The organism is Vibrio sp. Isolate30, assembly GCF_022397975.1.
Classification (GTDB): domain Bacteria; phylum Pseudomonadota; class Gammaproteobacteria; order Enterobacterales; family Vibrionaceae; genus Vibrio; species Vibrio fortis.
This window is the reverse complement of the sequence record NZ_JAKEUS010000001.1, coordinates 505,320-523,697: the sequence shown is the minus strand read 5'-3', so window position 1 is coordinate 523,697 and position 18,378 is coordinate 505,320. Positions and strand designations below refer to the sequence as shown.

Annotated in this window: 15 protein-coding genes; 11 read left to right on the top strand and 4 right to left on the bottom strand. The window is 45.1% G+C overall.

Going from position 1 to position 18,378, the window contains the following annotated elements; genetic code table 11:
- Positions 1–126 precede the first annotated feature (126 nt).
- The 3 genes from glgX to L1D60_RS02385 all read left to right on the top strand — a co-directional run bounded on the left by glgX (position 127) and on the right by L1D60_RS02385 (position 4,982).
- Entirely contained in the window at positions 127–2,103 is a 1,977-nt protein-coding gene (gene glgX / locus L1D60_RS02395; protein ID WP_239839567.1) for a glycogen debranching protein GlgX, read from the top strand.
- 249 nt (positions 2,104–2,352) lie between these two features.
- Positions 2,353–4,110: a diguanylate cyclase gene (locus tag L1D60_RS02390; protein ID WP_239840430.1), complete on the top strand. Its 1,758-nt coding sequence runs from the start codon at positions 2,353–2,355 to the stop codon at positions 4,108–4,110.
- A 134-nt stretch (positions 4,111–4,244) separates the two neighbouring features.
- Entirely contained in the window at positions 4,245–4,982 is a 738-nt protein-coding gene (locus tag L1D60_RS02385) for a tRNA (adenine(22)-N(1))-methyltransferase TrmK (RefSeq protein WP_239840429.1), read from the top strand.
- Positions 4,983–5,066: 84 nt separating this feature from the next.
- Here the strand turns inward: L1D60_RS02385 and L1D60_RS02380 are convergent, their stop codons facing one another.
- On the bottom strand, positions 5,067–5,954 hold the full coding sequence (locus tag L1D60_RS02380; protein WP_239839566.1) for an acyltransferase: 888 nt from the start codon (positions 5,952–5,954) through the stop codon (positions 5,067–5,069).
- A 222-nt stretch (positions 5,955–6,176) separates the two neighbouring features.
- Positions 6,177–8,210, bottom strand: coding sequence for a TonB-dependent receptor (locus L1D60_RS02375; RefSeq protein ID WP_239839565.1), 2,034 nt, complete (start codon positions 8,208–8,210; stop codon positions 6,177–6,179).
- 422 nt (positions 8,211–8,632) lie between these two features.
- On the opposite strand from L1D60_RS02375, the gene L1D60_RS02370 reads away from it, so the two are divergent.
- The 3 genes from L1D60_RS02370 (at position 8,633) to L1D60_RS02360 (ending at position 11,116) form a co-directional block, all read left to right on the top strand.
- The gene (locus L1D60_RS02370) at positions 8,633–9,010 is read left to right on the top strand and encodes a hypothetical protein (protein WP_239839564.1); all 378 of its coding nucleotides are present in this window, start codon (positions 8,633–8,635) and stop codon (positions 9,008–9,010) included.
- 201 nt (positions 9,011–9,211) lie between these two features.
- Positions 9,212–9,994 (top strand): ferredoxin--NADP reductase, encoded by a 783-nt coding sequence (locus tag L1D60_RS02365; protein WP_239839563.1) that lies wholly within the window; start codon positions 9,212–9,214, stop codon positions 9,992–9,994.
- Between the two features lie 123 nt (positions 9,995–10,117).
- Complete coding sequence (locus L1D60_RS02360; RefSeq protein ID WP_239839562.1) at positions 10,118–11,116, top strand: 2-hydroxyacid dehydrogenase; 999 nt, start codon at positions 10,118–10,120, stop codon at positions 11,114–11,116.
- A 62-nt stretch (positions 11,117–11,178) separates the two neighbouring features.
- Here L1D60_RS02360 and L1D60_RS02355 read toward each other — a convergent pair whose 3' ends face one another.
- Positions 11,179–12,051 (bottom strand): patatin family protein, encoded by an 873-nt coding sequence (locus L1D60_RS02355; protein ID WP_239839561.1) that lies wholly within the window; start codon positions 12,049–12,051, stop codon positions 11,179–11,181.
- 168 nt (positions 12,052–12,219) lie between these two features.
- Entirely contained in the window at positions 12,220–13,389 is a 1,170-nt protein-coding gene (locus L1D60_RS02350) for a glycerate kinase (RefSeq protein WP_239839560.1), read from the bottom strand.
- 401 nt (positions 13,390–13,790) lie between these two features.
- Between L1D60_RS02350 and yiaK the strand changes: the two genes are divergently transcribed.
- From yiaK to L1D60_RS02325, 5 genes are all read left to right on the top strand, one after another.
- Positions 13,791–14,792: a 3-dehydro-L-gulonate 2-dehydrogenase gene (gene yiaK / locus L1D60_RS02345; protein ID WP_239839559.1), complete on the top strand. Its 1,002-nt coding sequence runs from the start codon at positions 13,791–13,793 to the stop codon at positions 14,790–14,792.
- Between the two features lie 24 nt (positions 14,793–14,816).
- Positions 14,817–15,305, top strand: a complete 489-nt coding sequence (locus L1D60_RS02340; protein WP_116871241.1) for a TRAP transporter small permease — start codon at positions 14,817–14,819, stop codon at positions 15,303–15,305.
- Positions 15,305–16,585 (top strand): TRAP transporter large permease subunit, encoded by a 1,281-nt coding sequence (locus tag L1D60_RS02335; RefSeq protein ID WP_061032108.1) that lies wholly within the window; start codon positions 15,305–15,307, stop codon positions 16,583–16,585. Before L1D60_RS02340 ends, L1D60_RS02335 begins: the two co-directional genes overlap by 1 nt.
- Before the next feature lie 21 nt (positions 16,586–16,606).
- Positions 16,607–17,581 carry a DctP family TRAP transporter solute-binding subunit gene (locus L1D60_RS02330; RefSeq protein ID WP_171368936.1) on the top strand — a complete coding sequence of 325 codons (975 nt, stop codon included), beginning with the start codon at positions 16,607–16,609 and terminating at the stop codon, positions 17,579–17,581.
- Between the two features lie 102 nt (positions 17,582–17,683).
- On the top strand, positions 17,684–18,376 hold the full coding sequence (locus L1D60_RS02325) for an L-ribulose-5-phosphate 4-epimerase (RefSeq protein WP_239839558.1): 693 nt from the start codon (positions 17,684–17,686) through the stop codon (positions 18,374–18,376).
- Positions 18,377–18,378 lie beyond the last annotated feature (2 nt).

Below are 18,378 nucleotides of genomic sequence, written 5' to 3'. Positions count from 1 at the left end.
TGTTTGAACTTAATCGGTAAATTATTTTTTTAACAATAAATTCTTCTTGAAGTTGCTTGACCTTACAGAGACAAAGCTTTTTACTAATAGTTCACCAAAGCTGTTTAACGAATAAGAAATAAAGCAATGACTAGAACGCTCGGACGCCCATATCCACTCGGTGCAACCCTAGATGACACTGGCTGTAACTTCTCTATTTATTCCCCTGACTGTCCAAATCTCTCTCTCGCTCTCTTTGATGAGAACGATGAATTTGTCACTTATAAATTAGAAAACGAATACGCCGGCATTAAGTACACGTTTATTGAAGGTGTGTCTGCAGGTCAAAAGTATGGCTTCATTGCTGAAACAGAAGAGGGCTCTCTGCTTCTCTCTGACCCTTATGGCAAGGCATTAAGTGAACCATTGCACTATCAAACACCTTATACGCCGGAAAAGAGTTTCGGTATGGCAAAGTGTGTCGTGACAGACGACAAATTTGATTGGCAAGGTATCGAAGGTCCTAAGATTTGCCGCGAAGAAACCGTCTTATTCGAAACTCACGTAAAAGGCCTCACCAACCTTCATCCAGAAGTAGAAAGCAGCGATAAGGGCCGCTACATGGGTCTGGTTAGCCCAGAGATGCTCGCCTTTTATAAAGAACAGAACATCAACTCTCTGCAACTTTTACCGATAGCTGCCTGCATGCACGAACCGCATCTTCTAGATATGGGTAAAGTAAACTACTGGGGTTACAACCCATACCTATTTATGGCACCAGACCCTCGTTACGCAGAAAAAGACGCCGTGACAGAGCTTAAAACCGCTATCCGAGAACTTCACCGTAACGGGATTGAAGTGATCCTTGATGTGGTCTACAACCACACAGCTGAGGGAGGTGAAGGTAGCTGCACCTTTAACCTAAAAGCACTCGATCACCGTCATTACATCAAGCACGGCTGTCACTACGCAAACTTTACTGGCTGTGGTAATACCGTTGACCTGACTTATCAAGCATCACTCAACTTAGTGATGGATACGCTACGCTACTGGGTAACGGAATTTAAGGTGGATGGTTTCCGCTTCGACCTAGCCGCGACCTTGGGCCGCCAAGGCGATCAATACAGCCCTGATGCCGCCTTCTTCAAAGCGGTAGCTCAAGACCCAGTATTAAAAGAGACCAAACTGATTGCTGAACCATGGGACATTGGACCGAACGGTTATCAAGTTGGTAATTTCCCACTTGGTTGGAATGAATGTAACGACAAACTACGCGATATCACTCGCAGCTTCTGGCGCGGTGATCAAGGTTACTTAAAAGAGTTTGCAACGCGCCTTATGGGGTCTCGTGACATCTACAGTGCAGCTCATTGGCCATACAAACTCACAGTGAATTACATCACTTACCATGATGGCTTCACCATGCAAGATCTTGTTTCATACAAGCATAAACACAATGAAGAGAATGGAGAAAACAACCGTGATGGCCACGGTGACAACCGTTCTGAAAACTACGGTGTTGAAGGTGAGACTGAAAACCCTTTGGTCATCGATACCCGTGAAAAGCAGAAACGCAACTTCATGTCGAGCTTGCTGTTCGCGTTTGGTATTCCGCATGTATTAACGGCCGATGTGCTCTCTCATACCCAAAAGGGCAACAACAACGCATATTGCCAAGACAGTGAGACAAGCTGGTTAAACTGGGAGCCGAGTGAGCGAAAATCCGACTTCAAGCAGTGGTTGTCTGATATGGTCGCAGCTCGCCAAGAGTATATGGTGCCGTTCATAAAAGCTTTTAGCGGAGAACAGCGTAACTCTAACCGAATCTTTTGGAGTCGTGTTGATGGCACGCTAATGGAGCATGATGACTGGAACCGTCTGAGTTCGGTAGCTCTCCACCTGGGTATCGGTGACGATGGTGATGAAATGATCTACCTGATCAACCAAACCAATGCCCCTGCCCGCTTCAAATTGCCATGCGATAGAGAACAGAACTGGGTAACAATTTGTGATACCAGCTCTCACAATGTGAAACCGGGCTCTGCTGAAGGTGAAATGCTGCTCTCACCCACTTCAATGGCTATTTTGCACTTTACTGCGCCTGACAAAGAGAATTGCGATTAACCCTAGTCTTTCGCTCAATATAAGACCGATTTATATAAAAACCAGCTATGTTTATAGCTGGTTTTTTTATTCGGTGAATATCACAAATTCGTTTTATTTATATGGAATCATTTGCATTGATGTGATTAAGAAAACTGTTTAGTATGCTGCCACTATAAAAATGAATCTATAACGTCTTTGGATATCATGGCTTTACCTAAAACATTAATTCGTCTTTTCAAACCTTATATCATCATACTAACAGGGGGAATGATCTATTTAGCGGCTGCGCAACTCGAGCGGATGGAGGAGTCTGCAAGAGAGCAATCCGCATCGAATATCCGGATTGGTAACTCTATCATCCGTTCCAATATCGAAGCGACTTTTGGCAAACTTTACCTCCTCGAAACCAGCTTAAAACAGGGACACACCGCCTCAAAGAGCGCTTTCATCAATTTGAGCGAGAACATCCTCAAACGCACCCCGAACTTCTCCGATATCGTTTTATACCATTTAGACACGCATCAGTACTTTTCGAGTCGTGGTTTATCGCTGCCTTCATCTACACTCAATCAACTCAAATGGAGCAAAATTGATAGCATAACGGACGATTTTTATATCTCGTCGGTATACCAGAAAACCGATGGTCGCTGGGTATTTGCTGTCAAACACACCATTTCAGATCGTCCCCAAGAGATATGGATTGAATTCGACCTACTGCACACCACTCAAGGCTTACGTGACTTAAAAACATTGAGCAATGGGTATCTGTTTGTCATCGACCGCGCAACGGAAAGGCTGATATTCCACCCTGATCCAACGCGCATTGGGACTAAATCCGTCAGTTACCACGCAGGGATCAGTCATCAGCTCTCGCAAGGCGAGACATCTGGCCAACATGAGTACTACTATCAAGACCACTTTAAAGTCTCAGTTTATGACGCGAACAACAGCTTCAACTGGGTGTTTATTGCAGGTACCGATCGTCAAGATATACTCACAAACTCCCATCAGTTTACCTTAACCGCAATTATTCTTGGGTCGTTGCTACTGCTTTGGGTCGTCGCTAACTATCTGATTCATCGACTTAACCACGCACTTTCATTGCTTAATCAGGTGGACGATATTGCGAGTTTCAAACGCCAACTCAAATCCGTCGTTGGCAGCTTCAGCTACAACAGCGGCATTCAATTTTGTCTTTACGACTCCAACAACCATACTTTTAGCACACTTGATTACCATGGAAACAAGAGCGTAGTTCACACCAACCAAACACTGGCACAGAACTTTCAACCTAGCAGTTTGATCTATCGAAATGGCCAATATGCTGACTCACTCGCTCGTAGCCTTAAAATCACTCAGCGCCACTACTGTATCCCACTGCATTCACGCAATCAGCTGTTAGCCGTACTCTACATTAATAGTGCGCTACCAATTAATCGTTCTATTCTGCGAATGATTAGACGAGCAGCCGAAACCTCTTTAGCGAACCTGTTGCTGCATCATCAACTCAGTTGCAAAGACCTCATGACCCAACTCGACAACAAGAATAACTTCAATACCGCCTTGTCGTCTCATCTCAATGAGCCGGATACGTTTGTTGCTCTTTTGGACATTGACCATTTCGAGCATCTTAACAACGCGTATGGCGACGCCATTGGGGATCGTTTAATCAAACACACGGCAGAAGCGATTCGCTCCCATTTTCCAAAACCCAAGAGTTTGAGCTTAGCGCGTATTGGTGGAAAGGAGTTTGCGATTCTGTTTAAGGCCAACGATGAAAATGACGCAAAGCTCCAACTAGACCAATGTAGGGCAAGCATTGCTTCGGATCCCCTAAGAACACCAGATATTGATCTTTCAACCAATGTCAGCATTGGGTTTTCTTCACTGGAAGGGGAATCGGAATCTGCATTAGCGCTCGCCGAACAAGCCAAAGTGATTGCTCAACAACTTGGTAGAAACCGCGTTGAGGGCTATTTCAAAACTCAATCGGTCACTGATCCTGTCTCTATTGCCGCCGCATAGATTGGTAAAACAAGCAAACACAAAAGCACCTCGTTCGGTGCTTTTGTTTTTTCTAAAACCGACTACAATGCCCTTCCACCTAGTTCGTTCACCTCGAAGAAAACAGTTCGCTCAATAGACAGATACCATTCATGATAAAGCTTAGCCATCGACTTCAATCAATCAGTGATCTAATCACCCAACCCTATGACCACATATGGGATTGCTGCTGCGATCACGGTCATCTCGGTATACACCTGTTGATGGCGCAAAAAGCGGAACACATCCATTTTGTCGATATTGTTCCTGATCTAATGGCGGAGCTCGAAGCAACCCTTACTCAACATTTTTCTCCTGATCAGTTGGCAAACCGAGATAATCACATCTCACAGCACTGGCATGTGCACTGCATGGATGTCAGTCAGTTGCCGCTTAATCAGTACAGCGAACGACACTTGGTTGTGATTGCAGGTGTCGGGGGAGAACTAACCCAAACGTTAATCGAGGCGGTCATTTCAAATAACCCGAATATGTCCTTTGATTTTCTGCTGTGTCCGGTACATCAACTGTTTGAGTTGCGTGAATATCTCGGGAAAGGTGATTTCTCGATGATCGATGAAAAGCTCGTAGAAGAGAACCGACGTTTTTACGAAATATTGCATGTTTCTTATCAACCAAATTGTAGTGAGTTAGCACACACTTACTCGCCAAGCGATAAGGTATCAGCAGTCGGCAACAAGATTTGGCTAGCGAATAGCGAACAAGATAAGCGTGTTATCGAACAATATAAACAACGTACGTTGGCACACTACCAACGCATTTCTTATGGGTTGGAGAAACAAGGTAAACCTAACTCCGTTGCCCATATCATAGAGCACTATCAAGCCGTTTAAGTCACGAGAGCCAGATACGGAAAACAAAGAAAAAGCCGATTGGAATCAATCGGCTTTCTCGTATTTAGCTATCAATAATATTGACTATTGCTTACTGGTATACACGCCATCAAGGTACTGGTCTTTCTCTTCCCAGGTACCATTGAGCCAACCGTGGAAACGGCGCTTGAAGGCTTTATCTTCGAAGTAGTTACCATCTAGGTTTTCATCCATCGGGTGCACTTTGATTCGCACAACAATCTTAGTCATCTTGCCTTTAAGCATATCTTCAAATGGTGATTCTTGATTCTCTGGATAAGCCAGTGTTACATCAACGACCCCATTGAGCATGTGGCCCATATTAGAAAGGGCAAATGCCACGCCACCCGTTTTGGGCTTCAGTAGATGTTGGTAAGGTGTTTTCACTGTCGCCAATTTACCCGCATTTACTCGCGTGCCTTCCACGAAGTTCACCACCGTCGTCGGGTTATTTTGAAACTTCTGACAAGACTTCTGAATCGCATTGAAGTCGTCATTACGACGCTCTGGATGTTTCAGCAAAAACTCGCGCGAGTGTCTTCTCATAAATGGCATATCTAAACCCCAACATGCCAAACCAACAAAAGGGACGTAGAGAAGATCATGCTTTAGAAAGAACTTCGGCATTGGCATTCTGTCTTTCATAACAGAGGCCAAAACCACGATGTCTGCCCAACTGCGATGATTCGACATCATCAAATACCACTGCTCTTTTGACAGTTCCTCACCTCCCTCAATTTGCCAGTCTATACGATTCATTGAAGACAGGATGCCGAGATTCACCGTAGCCCATAGCCAAAATACCGCATCAGAACAACGGTTTGAAAAAGTGGTCACTTGGGGTAAAGGAATGAGCAGTTTGATCAGGGCGAACAATGAGATCAGCACCGTTATGACGGCAGTGTTGATAGTCACCAAGGTAACACTGATGACTAAACGGAGGATATCTAACATATTGATAAACAGTAACTTAACAAGATTCGGTATAAAACAGGAGCGGATATTATACCTTTTTCATTGCACCTCTATCTACCGATTGAAATATTTATGACACATTTGAACAGGTGGTCATAGGAGTTAAGTTTAAATGATTTGACCGCACCGTCGGCAAAATAATGAACTCAAAAAAACAAACCCCGCGTATTGCGAGGTTTGTTCTAGGCAGTTTCTGTTTTTTTAGAAGCTGTAAGCAACAGACGCTTTGAAGTTACGACCGGCTTCGTAGCTGGTGTACTTCTCAGACCCCCAAGAGATACCAAAGCCCGTGTGCTCTGCGTACTTCTTATCGAATAGGTTATCGACAGCAAGGTTAACCGATAGATCTTTCGCAAAATCTGGCACGTAAGCCGCCCAAATATTGTGAGTACCGAAGCCAGCACGCTCAATCTTCACGCCTTTTGCGTCCGTATAATCATTACCCGGTACGAAACGCGCATCCCAACCAAACACTAGCTCATTAGACAGGCTGTAATTAAAGCCCGTTTTAATGTTGTGGATGCCGGTTTTGTTCATGTGGCTTGTAGTGCCATCTTTCAAGCTGGTTTGATCACCGTCAGAGAATGAGTGGTTCGCATACAGAGCGAAGTCATCGATGCTGTACGTAAACACGGTTTCGACACCCCATACTTCAACATCGTACTGGTTTATCAACGTTGTGTTGTTTTTGGTTGGGTGCATCTGGTTATCAAGATCGTACTGGTACGCAGTGAAACCTAGAATTGCATGATCCGCTGCCAACAAATCAGACAGGTCGTAATCGAAGCCCGCTTCGTAGTTGTTACCTGTCATTGCTTTGGTATCGGCTTGCTTTACATCACTCGCAGCTTTCATGGTTAGCGTTTCAGGAAGAGCTGCACCTTTGAATAGACGGCCGTAACCCACACGCAGTCTTAGGTTATCTGTTGTTTGATGCTCACCTTGGAACTTAGGTGATAGCTGATCATACTTACCAGAGAACACACCACCTAGCTTATGAATGTCATAGCGAAGACCGGTAACAAAGCGGAAGTCACTGATTTCAAAAGCGTCTTGAGCATAGATACCATAAGCGGTAACCGTGCCACCATCCATGTCGTAGTTCTTAGTTTCACCCGCTTTTGAGCCAGATGTGTAAGTACCGAGACCAGAATCAATCCACTGTTTCGCTTTATAACCTTCAACACCATAAGTCAGCTCGTGCTCACCTACCCATGAGATGTTGCGGATATCACCCCCAATGGTCGTCACATTGTATTCACGATCTGGAATAGACAGTTCGCCGTCTTTAGTAAACACCCAACTGCCTGATGAATTGTCCCAATTACCGTAATCTTCAGTTAGAGCGTCACGGTCCATGTACTGGCGATTGTAGTATAGGTCTGTCTTTAGGTTTACAAGATCACTGCCGTTGTCATAGTGGTGGTTCAATGTCACTGTGTCACGGCTGATTGCATGATAGTTGTGCTCATTATCTGCATATAGCGCACCTGCTTTTTCGCCTGATAACTGACGCTTACCACCATCTTCGTATTTATTGAACGTCAGCTTAAATTCGTTCGCGTCATTTGGAATAAATACCACTTTAGCCAAACCAGACTTTAGTTCACCTTGCTTAGATGTAACATCGTCCTCACCTGGGATATGTAAGTCACCGTCTTCAAAGTAGTTAGCGATACCCATGAACTGAAGCTTGTCGTTCAGTTTCGCGTAAACCGCCACGTTAGTTGTGAAACGCTCGTAAGCCGTTTGGTAGCCCGTTTTAACGCGTGCGCCAACTGTTTCATCACCACGCAGTAAGTCACTCGGATCTTTTGTTTCGTAGCTGAATGAGCCGTTAATCGCACCTGCACCAGAAAGTACAGAGTTGCCGCCTAGGGTAATTTCCGCTGATTTCAGCATTGCAGGGTCAAAGGTTTGATCGCCCGAGTGGTGAAACAGCTGACCTTCTTGACGTGCACCATCAATGGTTACGACTGAGAATTTATCTTCCATACCACGGATGAAGACTTTACGAGAGTAACGCGCGTTACCATCAACCGTTACGCTCGGCATGGTATTTAGAACATCTTTGATATCTGACGCTTGTTTCTGTTCTAGAGTCTCTGAGTTGATCTCAGTCTGAACGTGTTGATCTAGGGCAGAACCGACAACAACAATGGTTTCATCTGCTGATTGGGCAGAAAAAGAGGCGAGTGCAACAATAACCGCTGCAGAAAGTGACTTCAGTTTCATAATGGTACTTATATTTTATAAACAACAACAAGAGCGGTGCATAATACACGATGCGAATGATAATTCATCTCATTTACATTCTTTACTTTTCTATTCTTTATTTTTATAAGTGCAGAATATAGTATTCATCAAAGTTCACTGAACTCTTGTTTATTGAACTGAATATTTCGAAAAGTCCTAGAAATAGGTAGCCACCAGCATCAAACTGGTGGCTTTTTGCATAGATACTGAAAACTAAGTGAATACAGAACCATTATCTCATTCAAATCAGTTGTGCCTTTTCTATGTGAATTATTTTGCCAAAACTCTTTGGCTTAACTTCCCTTACCTCGCTTACACGCCATTACGCCAGACAACAAACCCTCTTGTTATGATACTCAACGTCCTAATTCAAACACCGTTATCGCTATCGAAACACGCTCATGAAAACTCTATACCAGCTCTCTGATTCTGACTTTGAACAATACTTACTTTCGATCAAACCCGTTATTAGAAGAAGCGCCAAATCTCAGCGTGAAATCGAACAAGTGGCTATAGAGTTTGGCTATCAATTTACCGACAGCTACCACTACCAAAATCAAACCACTAAGATTTCACTGCTTTGCCCTAGCTGCAATCACATTGTCTTTAAGCAACCCAGATCGATACTCACTAACCCTGCTTGCCCCAGCTGTAAAATCGCAACCAAAACCAAACCCTTCAATTCTAAAACGCCAAACAAAACGATCCGCCTTGATGACCTAATTTGCACTCAAGGTTCGAAGAAGTTAGCTAAAGCGATCAGAGATTCGAAGATATAAGAGTCATATAGACACAATAACACCCTAAAGACTCAATTATTAATGAGTCATATATACTCATTTTTCCAACCAACTTATCTCCCCAACCCCATATGATAACAATTCTCATTATTGGCACGTAACCTGCTAATATTAAGTCAGACTCTTTGATTATGCTTATTAGAGCCTTGGTATAGAGGCACTCAATAGGAGAACAAGACTATGACAGAAATTCCGCATGGCTTAGTTTCAGGGACCGTGACCGCGAGAACAGATTGGAACCACCAGCTTTTCTCACTTGAAGTAAAAGCACCCGTTTCGCATTACATCGCAGGGCAATTTACCAAGTTGGGGCTTGTGACTGAACAAGAGGAGTTGGTTCGACGTGCCTACTCGATGGTAAACGCCCCATCACACCAAAATGGCTATCAGCATTTGGAGTTTTTAATCGTTAAAGATTCAGATGGTCAGCTTTCACCCAAGCTCCACCAACTGCAGCAAGGCGATGAGGTATTTGTTGGACGAGATCCAAGTGGGTTTATGACTCTCGAAGAGATTCCAGCGACCACCAAAGACCTATGGATGCTGTCAACAGGCACAGCAATCGGTCCCTTTCTCTCACTTCTACAACAACTGCAATTACAGAAGTCCGCTCTGCCATTTGAACACCTTGTCCTAGTGCACGCGGTGAGAACTCAGGCTGATCTGACTTATCAAGAGCGCATTCAAACATTCATCCAACACTTTCAAGGAGCACTCCATTATGTGCCAATTATTTCAAGAGAATCCGTTACCGGAGCTTTGCGCGGACGAATCCCAAGTTTGTTACTTGGAGGCGACCTTGAGCAAGCCACGTCTGTCACTGTCAATAAAGAGCGTAGTTTCTTCTATCTTTGCGGCAATCCAGAAATGGTTCGTGACGCCAGTGCAGCCTTAAATCAACTTGGATTAGAAAAACACCTACGTCGTAAGCCCGGACAGTTCAGCAGCGAAAACTACTGGTAGAATGAAATAACCATAATGAAAACAATGACTAATCATGATAGACAACACATCTAAAGTGGCGCACACTGCGTAAATTGCTCATTTTGATACTTATTATTGATGTTTAAGGTAAGAGAGGAAGCCATGCTCAACATTGCTTTTTTTAGCTCAAAATCATACGACGAAAAATCATTTACATTGGCGAAGGGAGAACTCCAAGCCGAGTTTCATTTCCACGATTTCCGCCTAACAACCACAACCGCAAAAATGGCTCACGACTGCGAAGCGGTTTGTGCTTTTGTAAACGATGACTTGTCTCGTGACGTTCTCGAAGTATTGGCTCAAGGTGGTACCAAGCTAATTGCAATGCGCTGTGCAGGTTTTGACAAAGTAGACCTAGAGGCAGCAAAAGAGCTTGGCCTTCAGGTCGTTCGCGTTCCTGCTTACTCACCAGAGTCAGTGGCTGAGCACACAGTCGGGATGATGATGTGTCTGAACCGCAAACTGCACAAAGCGTATCAACGCACCCGTGATGCAAACTTCTCACTTGAAGGTCTGGTTGGTTTCAACTTCTATGGAAAAACCGTTGGCGTGATTGGTTCCGGTAAAATTGGCCTAGCAACAATGCGCATCCTCAAAGGTTTGGGAATGAACATCCTATGTTACGACCCATACCCTAACCCACTTGCTGAAGAGTTAGGTGCAAAATACGTTGAGCTGGATGAGCTTTACCAAAACTCAGATGTGATTTCTCTGCACTGCCCGATGAGTAAAGAGAACTACCACCTACTTGACGCCCAAGCGTTTAGCAAAATGAAAGATGGGGTGATGATCGTAAACACTAGCCGTGGTGAGTTACTTGATTCAACGGCTGCTATTGAGGCGCTAAAACAGAGTAAGATTGGCGCATTAGGCCTTGATGTATATGACAATGAGAAAGAGCTGTTCTTCCAAGACAAATCTAACGATGTGATTGTCGACGACGTGTTCCGCCGTTTATCCGCTTGTCACAACGTGCTATTTACAGGCCATCAAGCGTTTCTGACAAAAGATGCCTTAGCAAATATTGCCAACACTACTCTCGGTAGCATTACCGCTTACTTTGGCAATGAGAAAAGTGGCAACGAACTTATTGAATTGTAAGTAATCAGCGCCAACTCATTACCACGAGCCTAATACACAGGCTCGTGGTTAGAAATCGACGACTAAATACAGAAGTGGCAGTTCTCAGTATCCAAGCCATGGATTCCATTTCGAATCGCTAAATGTTCATTACCTGCATCGATACCCATTTGGTACCCGTCACTCAATATTGACTGATCCATGGTCAACCTTTTTACTCCGAAGTTCTCTGGTGGGGCGATCACTTTGATTTTCGCATCCTTTGGTGGGTTACGAATAAACTCGAGAGATTGGTTGTAGTTTTCCGCTCGCACTGCCATCGATTCTGCAATGTTTGGGTATTTGGAAAGCAGCTTTTTGATCACCCACTGATACTTTTGCGGCTTCATTTGATAACTCAACGGGTGCGACAAAATCACTGTAATATCACGCGCGCCGCGACGATAGGCTTCTCTGACTGGAATAGAATCCGCTACGCCACCATCGGTATAACAGCCTCCTGAAAAACACGGTGTTTCGCGATAAGCGATCGGCAATGCAGTGGTCGCCTCTACGACATTGGATAGATTTTCTGGTTGGATTTGGTAGTAGTTAGCATTACCTGTCTCTACGTTCGTTACCGCAGCGTAAAACGGAATGCCACCAAACAGTCGGCTGTAATCCAGTGGATAACGTAAGTTGGACTCTTCCCACAACCATTTCACATCCACCAAGTTGCCGCCTTTGGCAAAGCGAGCTGGATTAAAGAATGCTTTGTCTGTCGCCATGGTAGTGATGACATCGAGGCTGCGACGAGGGGCATGCGACAAGTAACCGATCAGGTTAGAGACGCCGGCTGACACACCGATTGCAAAATCGTACGGTTTAAACTCTTCCGCCATGAATGCATCTAATACACCCGCCGCGAAAATACCGCGCATTGCGCCGCCTTCTACAATCAGTGCTTTCTTACTCATCTATCTACTCTATTACTACTTTAAAACTGATGCAGAAATAGTAAGACTCACTGGCTACAAATGATAATGGGATAAATTTATAGATTCGATAGGTGAAATCTATCATTGAAGATACCGCCGGAATAACCACCAGCGGTAATATCAAGTTTAGCTAATTGATTAAGGATATTAGCTTAGGATGGAGTGACCTAATTTTAATGTCGCAGCAATATTCCTAGCCGTGCGGGTAAGGTTAGCTTCTGCCTCTTCGAGAACTTGGCTAAGAGGTTGCGGTGACCGCACCGTTCCAAAAAGAGACGTCATGGCCGAATAAAGCTCATCAACTTCGCTGCCTAACGACCCTGCGATACCTATCGTAGGTACGCCCTGCTTTTGAGCGCGAAGGGCAATACCATAAGGCGTTTTCCCTTGTAGAGTTTGGTTATCCATCTGCCCCTCGCCGGTAATAACCAGAGAAGCACCTTTTAACACTTCATCGGCGTTAAGTGTGTCTAACACCATCTCAATACCCGGCTTTAATTGCATTGCAAACAGCAGGCTCAGCCCCATTGGCGTGCCACCCGCTGCACCATAACCAGACGTTTCTAAGGTGTCGCTTTTTGCAATAGTGGGATGTTGTTGCATCGCGACGGTCGCGAAATGATGAAGTGCGGAATCTAGCGTTGTTACTTGTTCAGGTGACGCCCCTTTCTGTGGACCAAAGATATGACTCGCTCCATTTTCACCACACAGTGGGTTTGCCACATCACAAGCGACTGTCAGATCAATGTTTCGTAAGCGCTCGTCTAGGTATGAAAGGTCAATCGTTGCTAACTGAGACAGAGCAAATCCACCCAGCGCAATGTCGTTGCCCTGCTCATCCAGTAGTTTGCCACCCAGCGCTTGAACAATACCAGCACCACCATCATTGGTCGCACTACCGCCCAAACCAAGAATGATTGACTCCACACCTTGTTCAATCGCCTCAAGCATCAACTGCCCAGTACCAAACGACGTCGCGAGCATTGGGTTACGCTGCTCTGGCGTTACCAAGTCCAAACCAGATGCCGCAGCAATCTCAATTAAAGCAGTGCGCTTTGGGTTACTGTGTGAAGGCTCTAACATTGCCCATTGCGCACGGACTGTATTGCCAAGCGGGCCCATCACTTCGGAGGTGTACTTTTCGCCCGACAATCCCTGCAGAAGAACATCCACGGTACCTTCTCCACCATCCGCCAGTGGCAGCGCAACATATTCCGCGTCAGGAAAGACATCCCGAAACCCATTTTCAATACATGTTGCCACAGAAGCAGCGTCTAAGGACTCTTTGAATGAGTCTGGTGCAATAACTATTTTCATTGGGAGGCACTCTAATAATTCGATACTCAACAACGTTACTATATAGAAGAGGAAACATTAAGCTCTCCGAGCATAGCAAACCGGTCAGGGATCTCGAAAATCAGCCACCAATTCACCTCTTCAGTAAAACTACCGTTTGCTGTCAACTCACTATTTGGCACTTTTGCCGCCATTAAGACGCCCAATTCAACCAAATTATTCATCAAAACCTGATAGAGGACACGCTTTTTGTTCCGAATTACGGAATCCAAAGATCTTTTTATTTCATTTTTTAACTCGTTAACAGTTATTAGAGAAAAACTTAATAAGAAAATAAAGCGCCACTTTGCTCACAGTATTAATTTGGAATCTCAACAATAATTCATTCCGCATTATGGAATTTACTTTATCGGAGAACAGAGATGCCTTTAGTATCCACTGAAAAACTACAACAAGAATATGAACGAATCCTACTAGCTCGAGACATGAAACCAGAGATGGCAACCAAGCTTGCCGCGGGTTTTGTTGAAATGGCTAATGAAGGTACTTATTCACATGGTATTAACCGTTTCCCAGTGTTCATTGATCAAGTAGACAAAGGTCAAATCAAGCTTAACGCAGAGCCAGAATGCGTGAACAGCATGGGTGCACTTGAGCAATGGGATTGTAATTTTGGCCCAGGCGTACTGAACGGTCTTCTCTGTGCTGAACGTGCAATGGAATTGGCTCGTGACTACGGTATCGGCATGGTGGGTATGCGTAACTCGAACCACTGGATGCGTGGCGGTGCATACGTTCTGAAAATGGCTCGTGAAGGCTTTGCAGGTATTGCATCAACAAACTCTATCGCAGTGATGCCAGCTTGGGGTGGTAAAGATCACCGCGTTGGTTCTAACCCTCTGATCATGGCGATCGCAGGCGATCCACCAGTCGTGGTTGACTGCTCAATGACACAATTCTCATATGGCCAACTGCAAAACTTCGTACTTGCAGACAAAGAACTTCCTGTTGTGGGTGGCTTCGACAACGAAGGCAACCTAACCAAAGACCCACATGTGCTTTGGGAAAATAAACGTCTACTGCCAATGGGCTTCTGGAAAGGCTCTTCAATGGCAATCGTGCTAGACATGATGCTAACTGCTATCACTGGTGGTAACTCAGTTCCAGCCCTAACAGAAGACATGGGCGGCGAATTCGGCGTTTCACAATTCCTTATCGCAATTGACCTCAGCAAAACAATGGGTGAGGGCCAATACGCACAAGAGATGAAGCGTATCCGTGACTACGTACTGGCGTCAGAGCCAGCAGAAACAGGTTCAGTAATGATTGCAGGTTCTGAGATTCAGAACTTCATCGACAAGCACGCAGCGGCTGGCGGTATTGAAATCAACGATGGAATCTGGGACCAAATTACGTCTCTGTAATTCGCCTGAGGTGGGGAAAGCTTTATGCAAAGTGTATTTAAGAGTATTTGGAAAAGTATCGACGTCATCATGGCCGTTATTCTGACTTGTATGATTGTACTGGTCTTCACAAACGTAGTGCTGCGTTACGGCTTTTCCTCTGGTCTTCGTCCCTCTGTAGAACTATCTCGCCTTGGTCTTGTATGGATTGTGATGCTCGGTGCAGCCGTTGTGCTGCGCCGAGGTGAGCACCTCGCTGTTGCGGAATTTTCTGAACGACTTTTTCCTAAAGCAGTGCCCGTACTAAGACGAATTTGTTGGGTGGTAGTACTGGTTTCAGTCGGCATGCTTTACATCGGTTCATACCGTCAAATGATGTCTAACTGGTCAGATATTTCTCAACTTACAGGGCTTCCTTCAGCATTATTTTATTTAGCTGGCGTGGTGTCAGGCGTGTTAATGGGTGTGATTGCGTTTGTTCGAATCTTTAACCCTGACTGGCAACTAGATAGCTTAGAAGAGGAGAAAGAATAATGACGTTAGCCATTTTCTTATCGGTATTGATTGTCTCAATCTTACTTGGTCTTCCTGTTGCGTTTGCACTGCTATTGTCTTCAATGGCACTGATGCTGCACATGGATTTCTTTAGTGCGGACATTCTTGCGCAGTCTTTAATTAATGGTGTCGACAGCTTTACGCTACTCGCAATCCCATTCTTCCTAATTGCCGGTGAAGTAATGGCGTCGGGTGGCTTGTCACAACGTATTGTTCGACTAGCTACTACGTATGTTGGTCACCGCCAAGGTGGCTTAGGTTACGTAGCCATCATGACTTCGGTTCTACTTGCCGGTCTTTCCGGCTCAGCAGTAGCAGATGCAGCAGCATTGGTAAGTATCCTTTACCCAATGATGAAAGCAGCTAAATACCCAGAAGCACCATCAATGGGTCTGCTCGCTTCAGGTGGCATCATCGCACCAGTTATCCCACCTTCAATTCCACTTATCTTAGTTGGTGTTGCTGGCGGTATTTCGATTAAAAACCTTTTCCTAGGCGGTATTGTTCCTGGCCTATTGATGGGTATGACATTGATGTTTGTGTGGCGCATGACGGTTCGCAAAGAGAACTTAGCAACCTCTGAGCGCGCAACCAAAGCAGAAAAACGCGCAGCACTTAAAGATGGTATCTGGGCTCTATTCTTGCCTGTCATCATCATTGTGGGTATCCGCTTCGGTATCTTTACTCCCACAGAAGCGGCGGTTGTCGCAGCAGCGTACGCAATCTTCATCTCAACGTTTGTTTATAAAGAGCTAACGCTAAAGAGCTTCTACCACATTGTACTTAATGCTGGCCGCTCTACCGCAATGGTTATGTTCTTGGTTGGCTGTGCCATGGTGGCAGCTTGGCTAATTACTGTCGCTCAATTACCACAACAGCTTGCTGAAATGTTAGGTCCACTGGTCGATAGTCCTCGACTACTAATGGCCGTAATCATGCTGCTTGTTCTGTGTGTTGGCATGGTGATGGATTTAAGCCCGACCATTCTAATTCTGGTTCCGCTACTGATGCCTGTTATCAAAATGGCTGGAATCGACCCAACTTACTTTGGCCTATTGTTCGTTATCAACTGTTCAATTGGTCTGATTACGCCTCCAGTAGGCACCGTACTGAACGTAGTGTGTGGTGTAGCTCGAGTGCCAATGTCGACTGCTGTGAAAGGCGTACTACCCTTCATTGCTGCATACATGGCCCTACTCACACTGTTTGTCATCTTCCCTAGCATTATCACTGTGCCAATGTCGTATGTCATTGGTTAATCCTCGACGGAGAAAATAATAATGAAAACCCTACTAAAAATGACTCTACTTGCTTCAACCATCGCGATGAGCGCTAACACGTTTGCTGCAACAACTCTAAAGCTTGCACACGCTGCACCTGAGTCTGACCTGCAACAAGATCTATCTCTTTTCTTTAAGAAAGAAGTAGAAGCTCGTTCAAATGGCGAAATCAAAGTCAACGTATACCCTCAAGGTCAGCTAGGTAGTGATAAGCAGATGATCGACGGTTCTCGTGCTGGCATCGTTGATTTAACGATGGTTGGTTTGAACAACTACAACGGCCTGATGCCTGAGTCAGCAGCTTTCACTCTGCCGTTCATGTTCCCAGACCGCCAAACGGCATACAAAGTACTGGACGGTGAGCCGGGTAAAGAAGTGCTAACTAAGTTCGAGAAATTCGGTCTGAAAGGTCTTGGTTTCCCAGAGAACGGTTACCGCAACATGACCAACAACGAAAAACCTATTCGTGTTCCTTCTGATGTTGAAGGTCTGCAAATGCGTGTAAACGGCTCTAAAGCACTGAACGATATGTTCAACGAGCTAGGTGCTAACCCACAACAGCTACCAGTTTCTGAGCTATACACAGCACTTGAAACGGGCGTTGTTGATTCACAGGACCACCCAATTCCAGTAACGCTGTCGTTCAAGTTTGATGAAGTACAAAAGTACCTAAGCCTGACACAGCACGCATACTCACCATTGGTTCTGACAATGAACCTACGCAAGTTCAACAAACTAAGTGCTGAAGAGCAAAAAATCATCGAAGAAGTATCGGCTGAAGCAGTCGCAATGCAACGTAAGCTAAGCGTAGAGAAAGAGGAGCAAATGATATCTCAGCTTGAAGCAAACGGTATGCAAGTTAACCGCGACGTTGATGGCAAAGCCTTCCAAGAAGCGATTCAACCCGTATGGAACGCATACATTGAGAAAAACGGTGATGTGATGATCAACAAGATCAAGGTTGCAGCTAAGTAAACCTAAAGCACATCAACCGATGAAGGCTGTCCAGTCTACCCACTGAGGCAGCCTTAATTTCCATCCTTCTGATTTCTACTTATTGAACATTGGCAAATCACTATGTACCAAGAATTAAAAGAACGCGTTCTCGCAGCTAACTTACAACTTCCTAAATATGGCCTTGTGACCTTCACTTGGGGTAACGTCTCTGAAATCGACCGCGAGCGTGGTGTCATTGCGATTAAACCCTCTGGCGTTGAATACGATGTAATGACGGCAGACGACATTGTGATTGTCGACCTTGAAGGCAATCGTGTTGAAGGGACAATGAACCCATCTAGCGATACCGCGACTCACATTGAACTCTACAAAGCGTTTCCATCAATTGGCGGCATTGTTCATACGCACTCTCGCAACGCGACGATTTGGGCGCAAGCAGGCCGAGACATTCCAGCGCTAGGTACCACACATGCTGACTACTTCTACGGCGATGTACCTTGTACTCGACTCCTTACCAAAGCAGAAATTGAATCTGATTACGAAAAAAACACTGGTCTTGTGATCATCGAAGAGTTCAACCAACGCGATATTGATCCGCAAGCAATGCCTGGCGCGATCATTGCCGGTCACGCACCGTTTACTTGGGGTAAAGATAGTTCAGATGCTGTCCATAACGCTGTGGTGATGGAAGAAATCGCAGCTATGGCAACCGCAACTCGCTCAATCAGCCCAGAGGTCGCGATTCAACCAGAACTGCTAGATAAACACTACAACCGCAAACACGGCAAAAACTCGTACTACGGACAGAAGTAAGG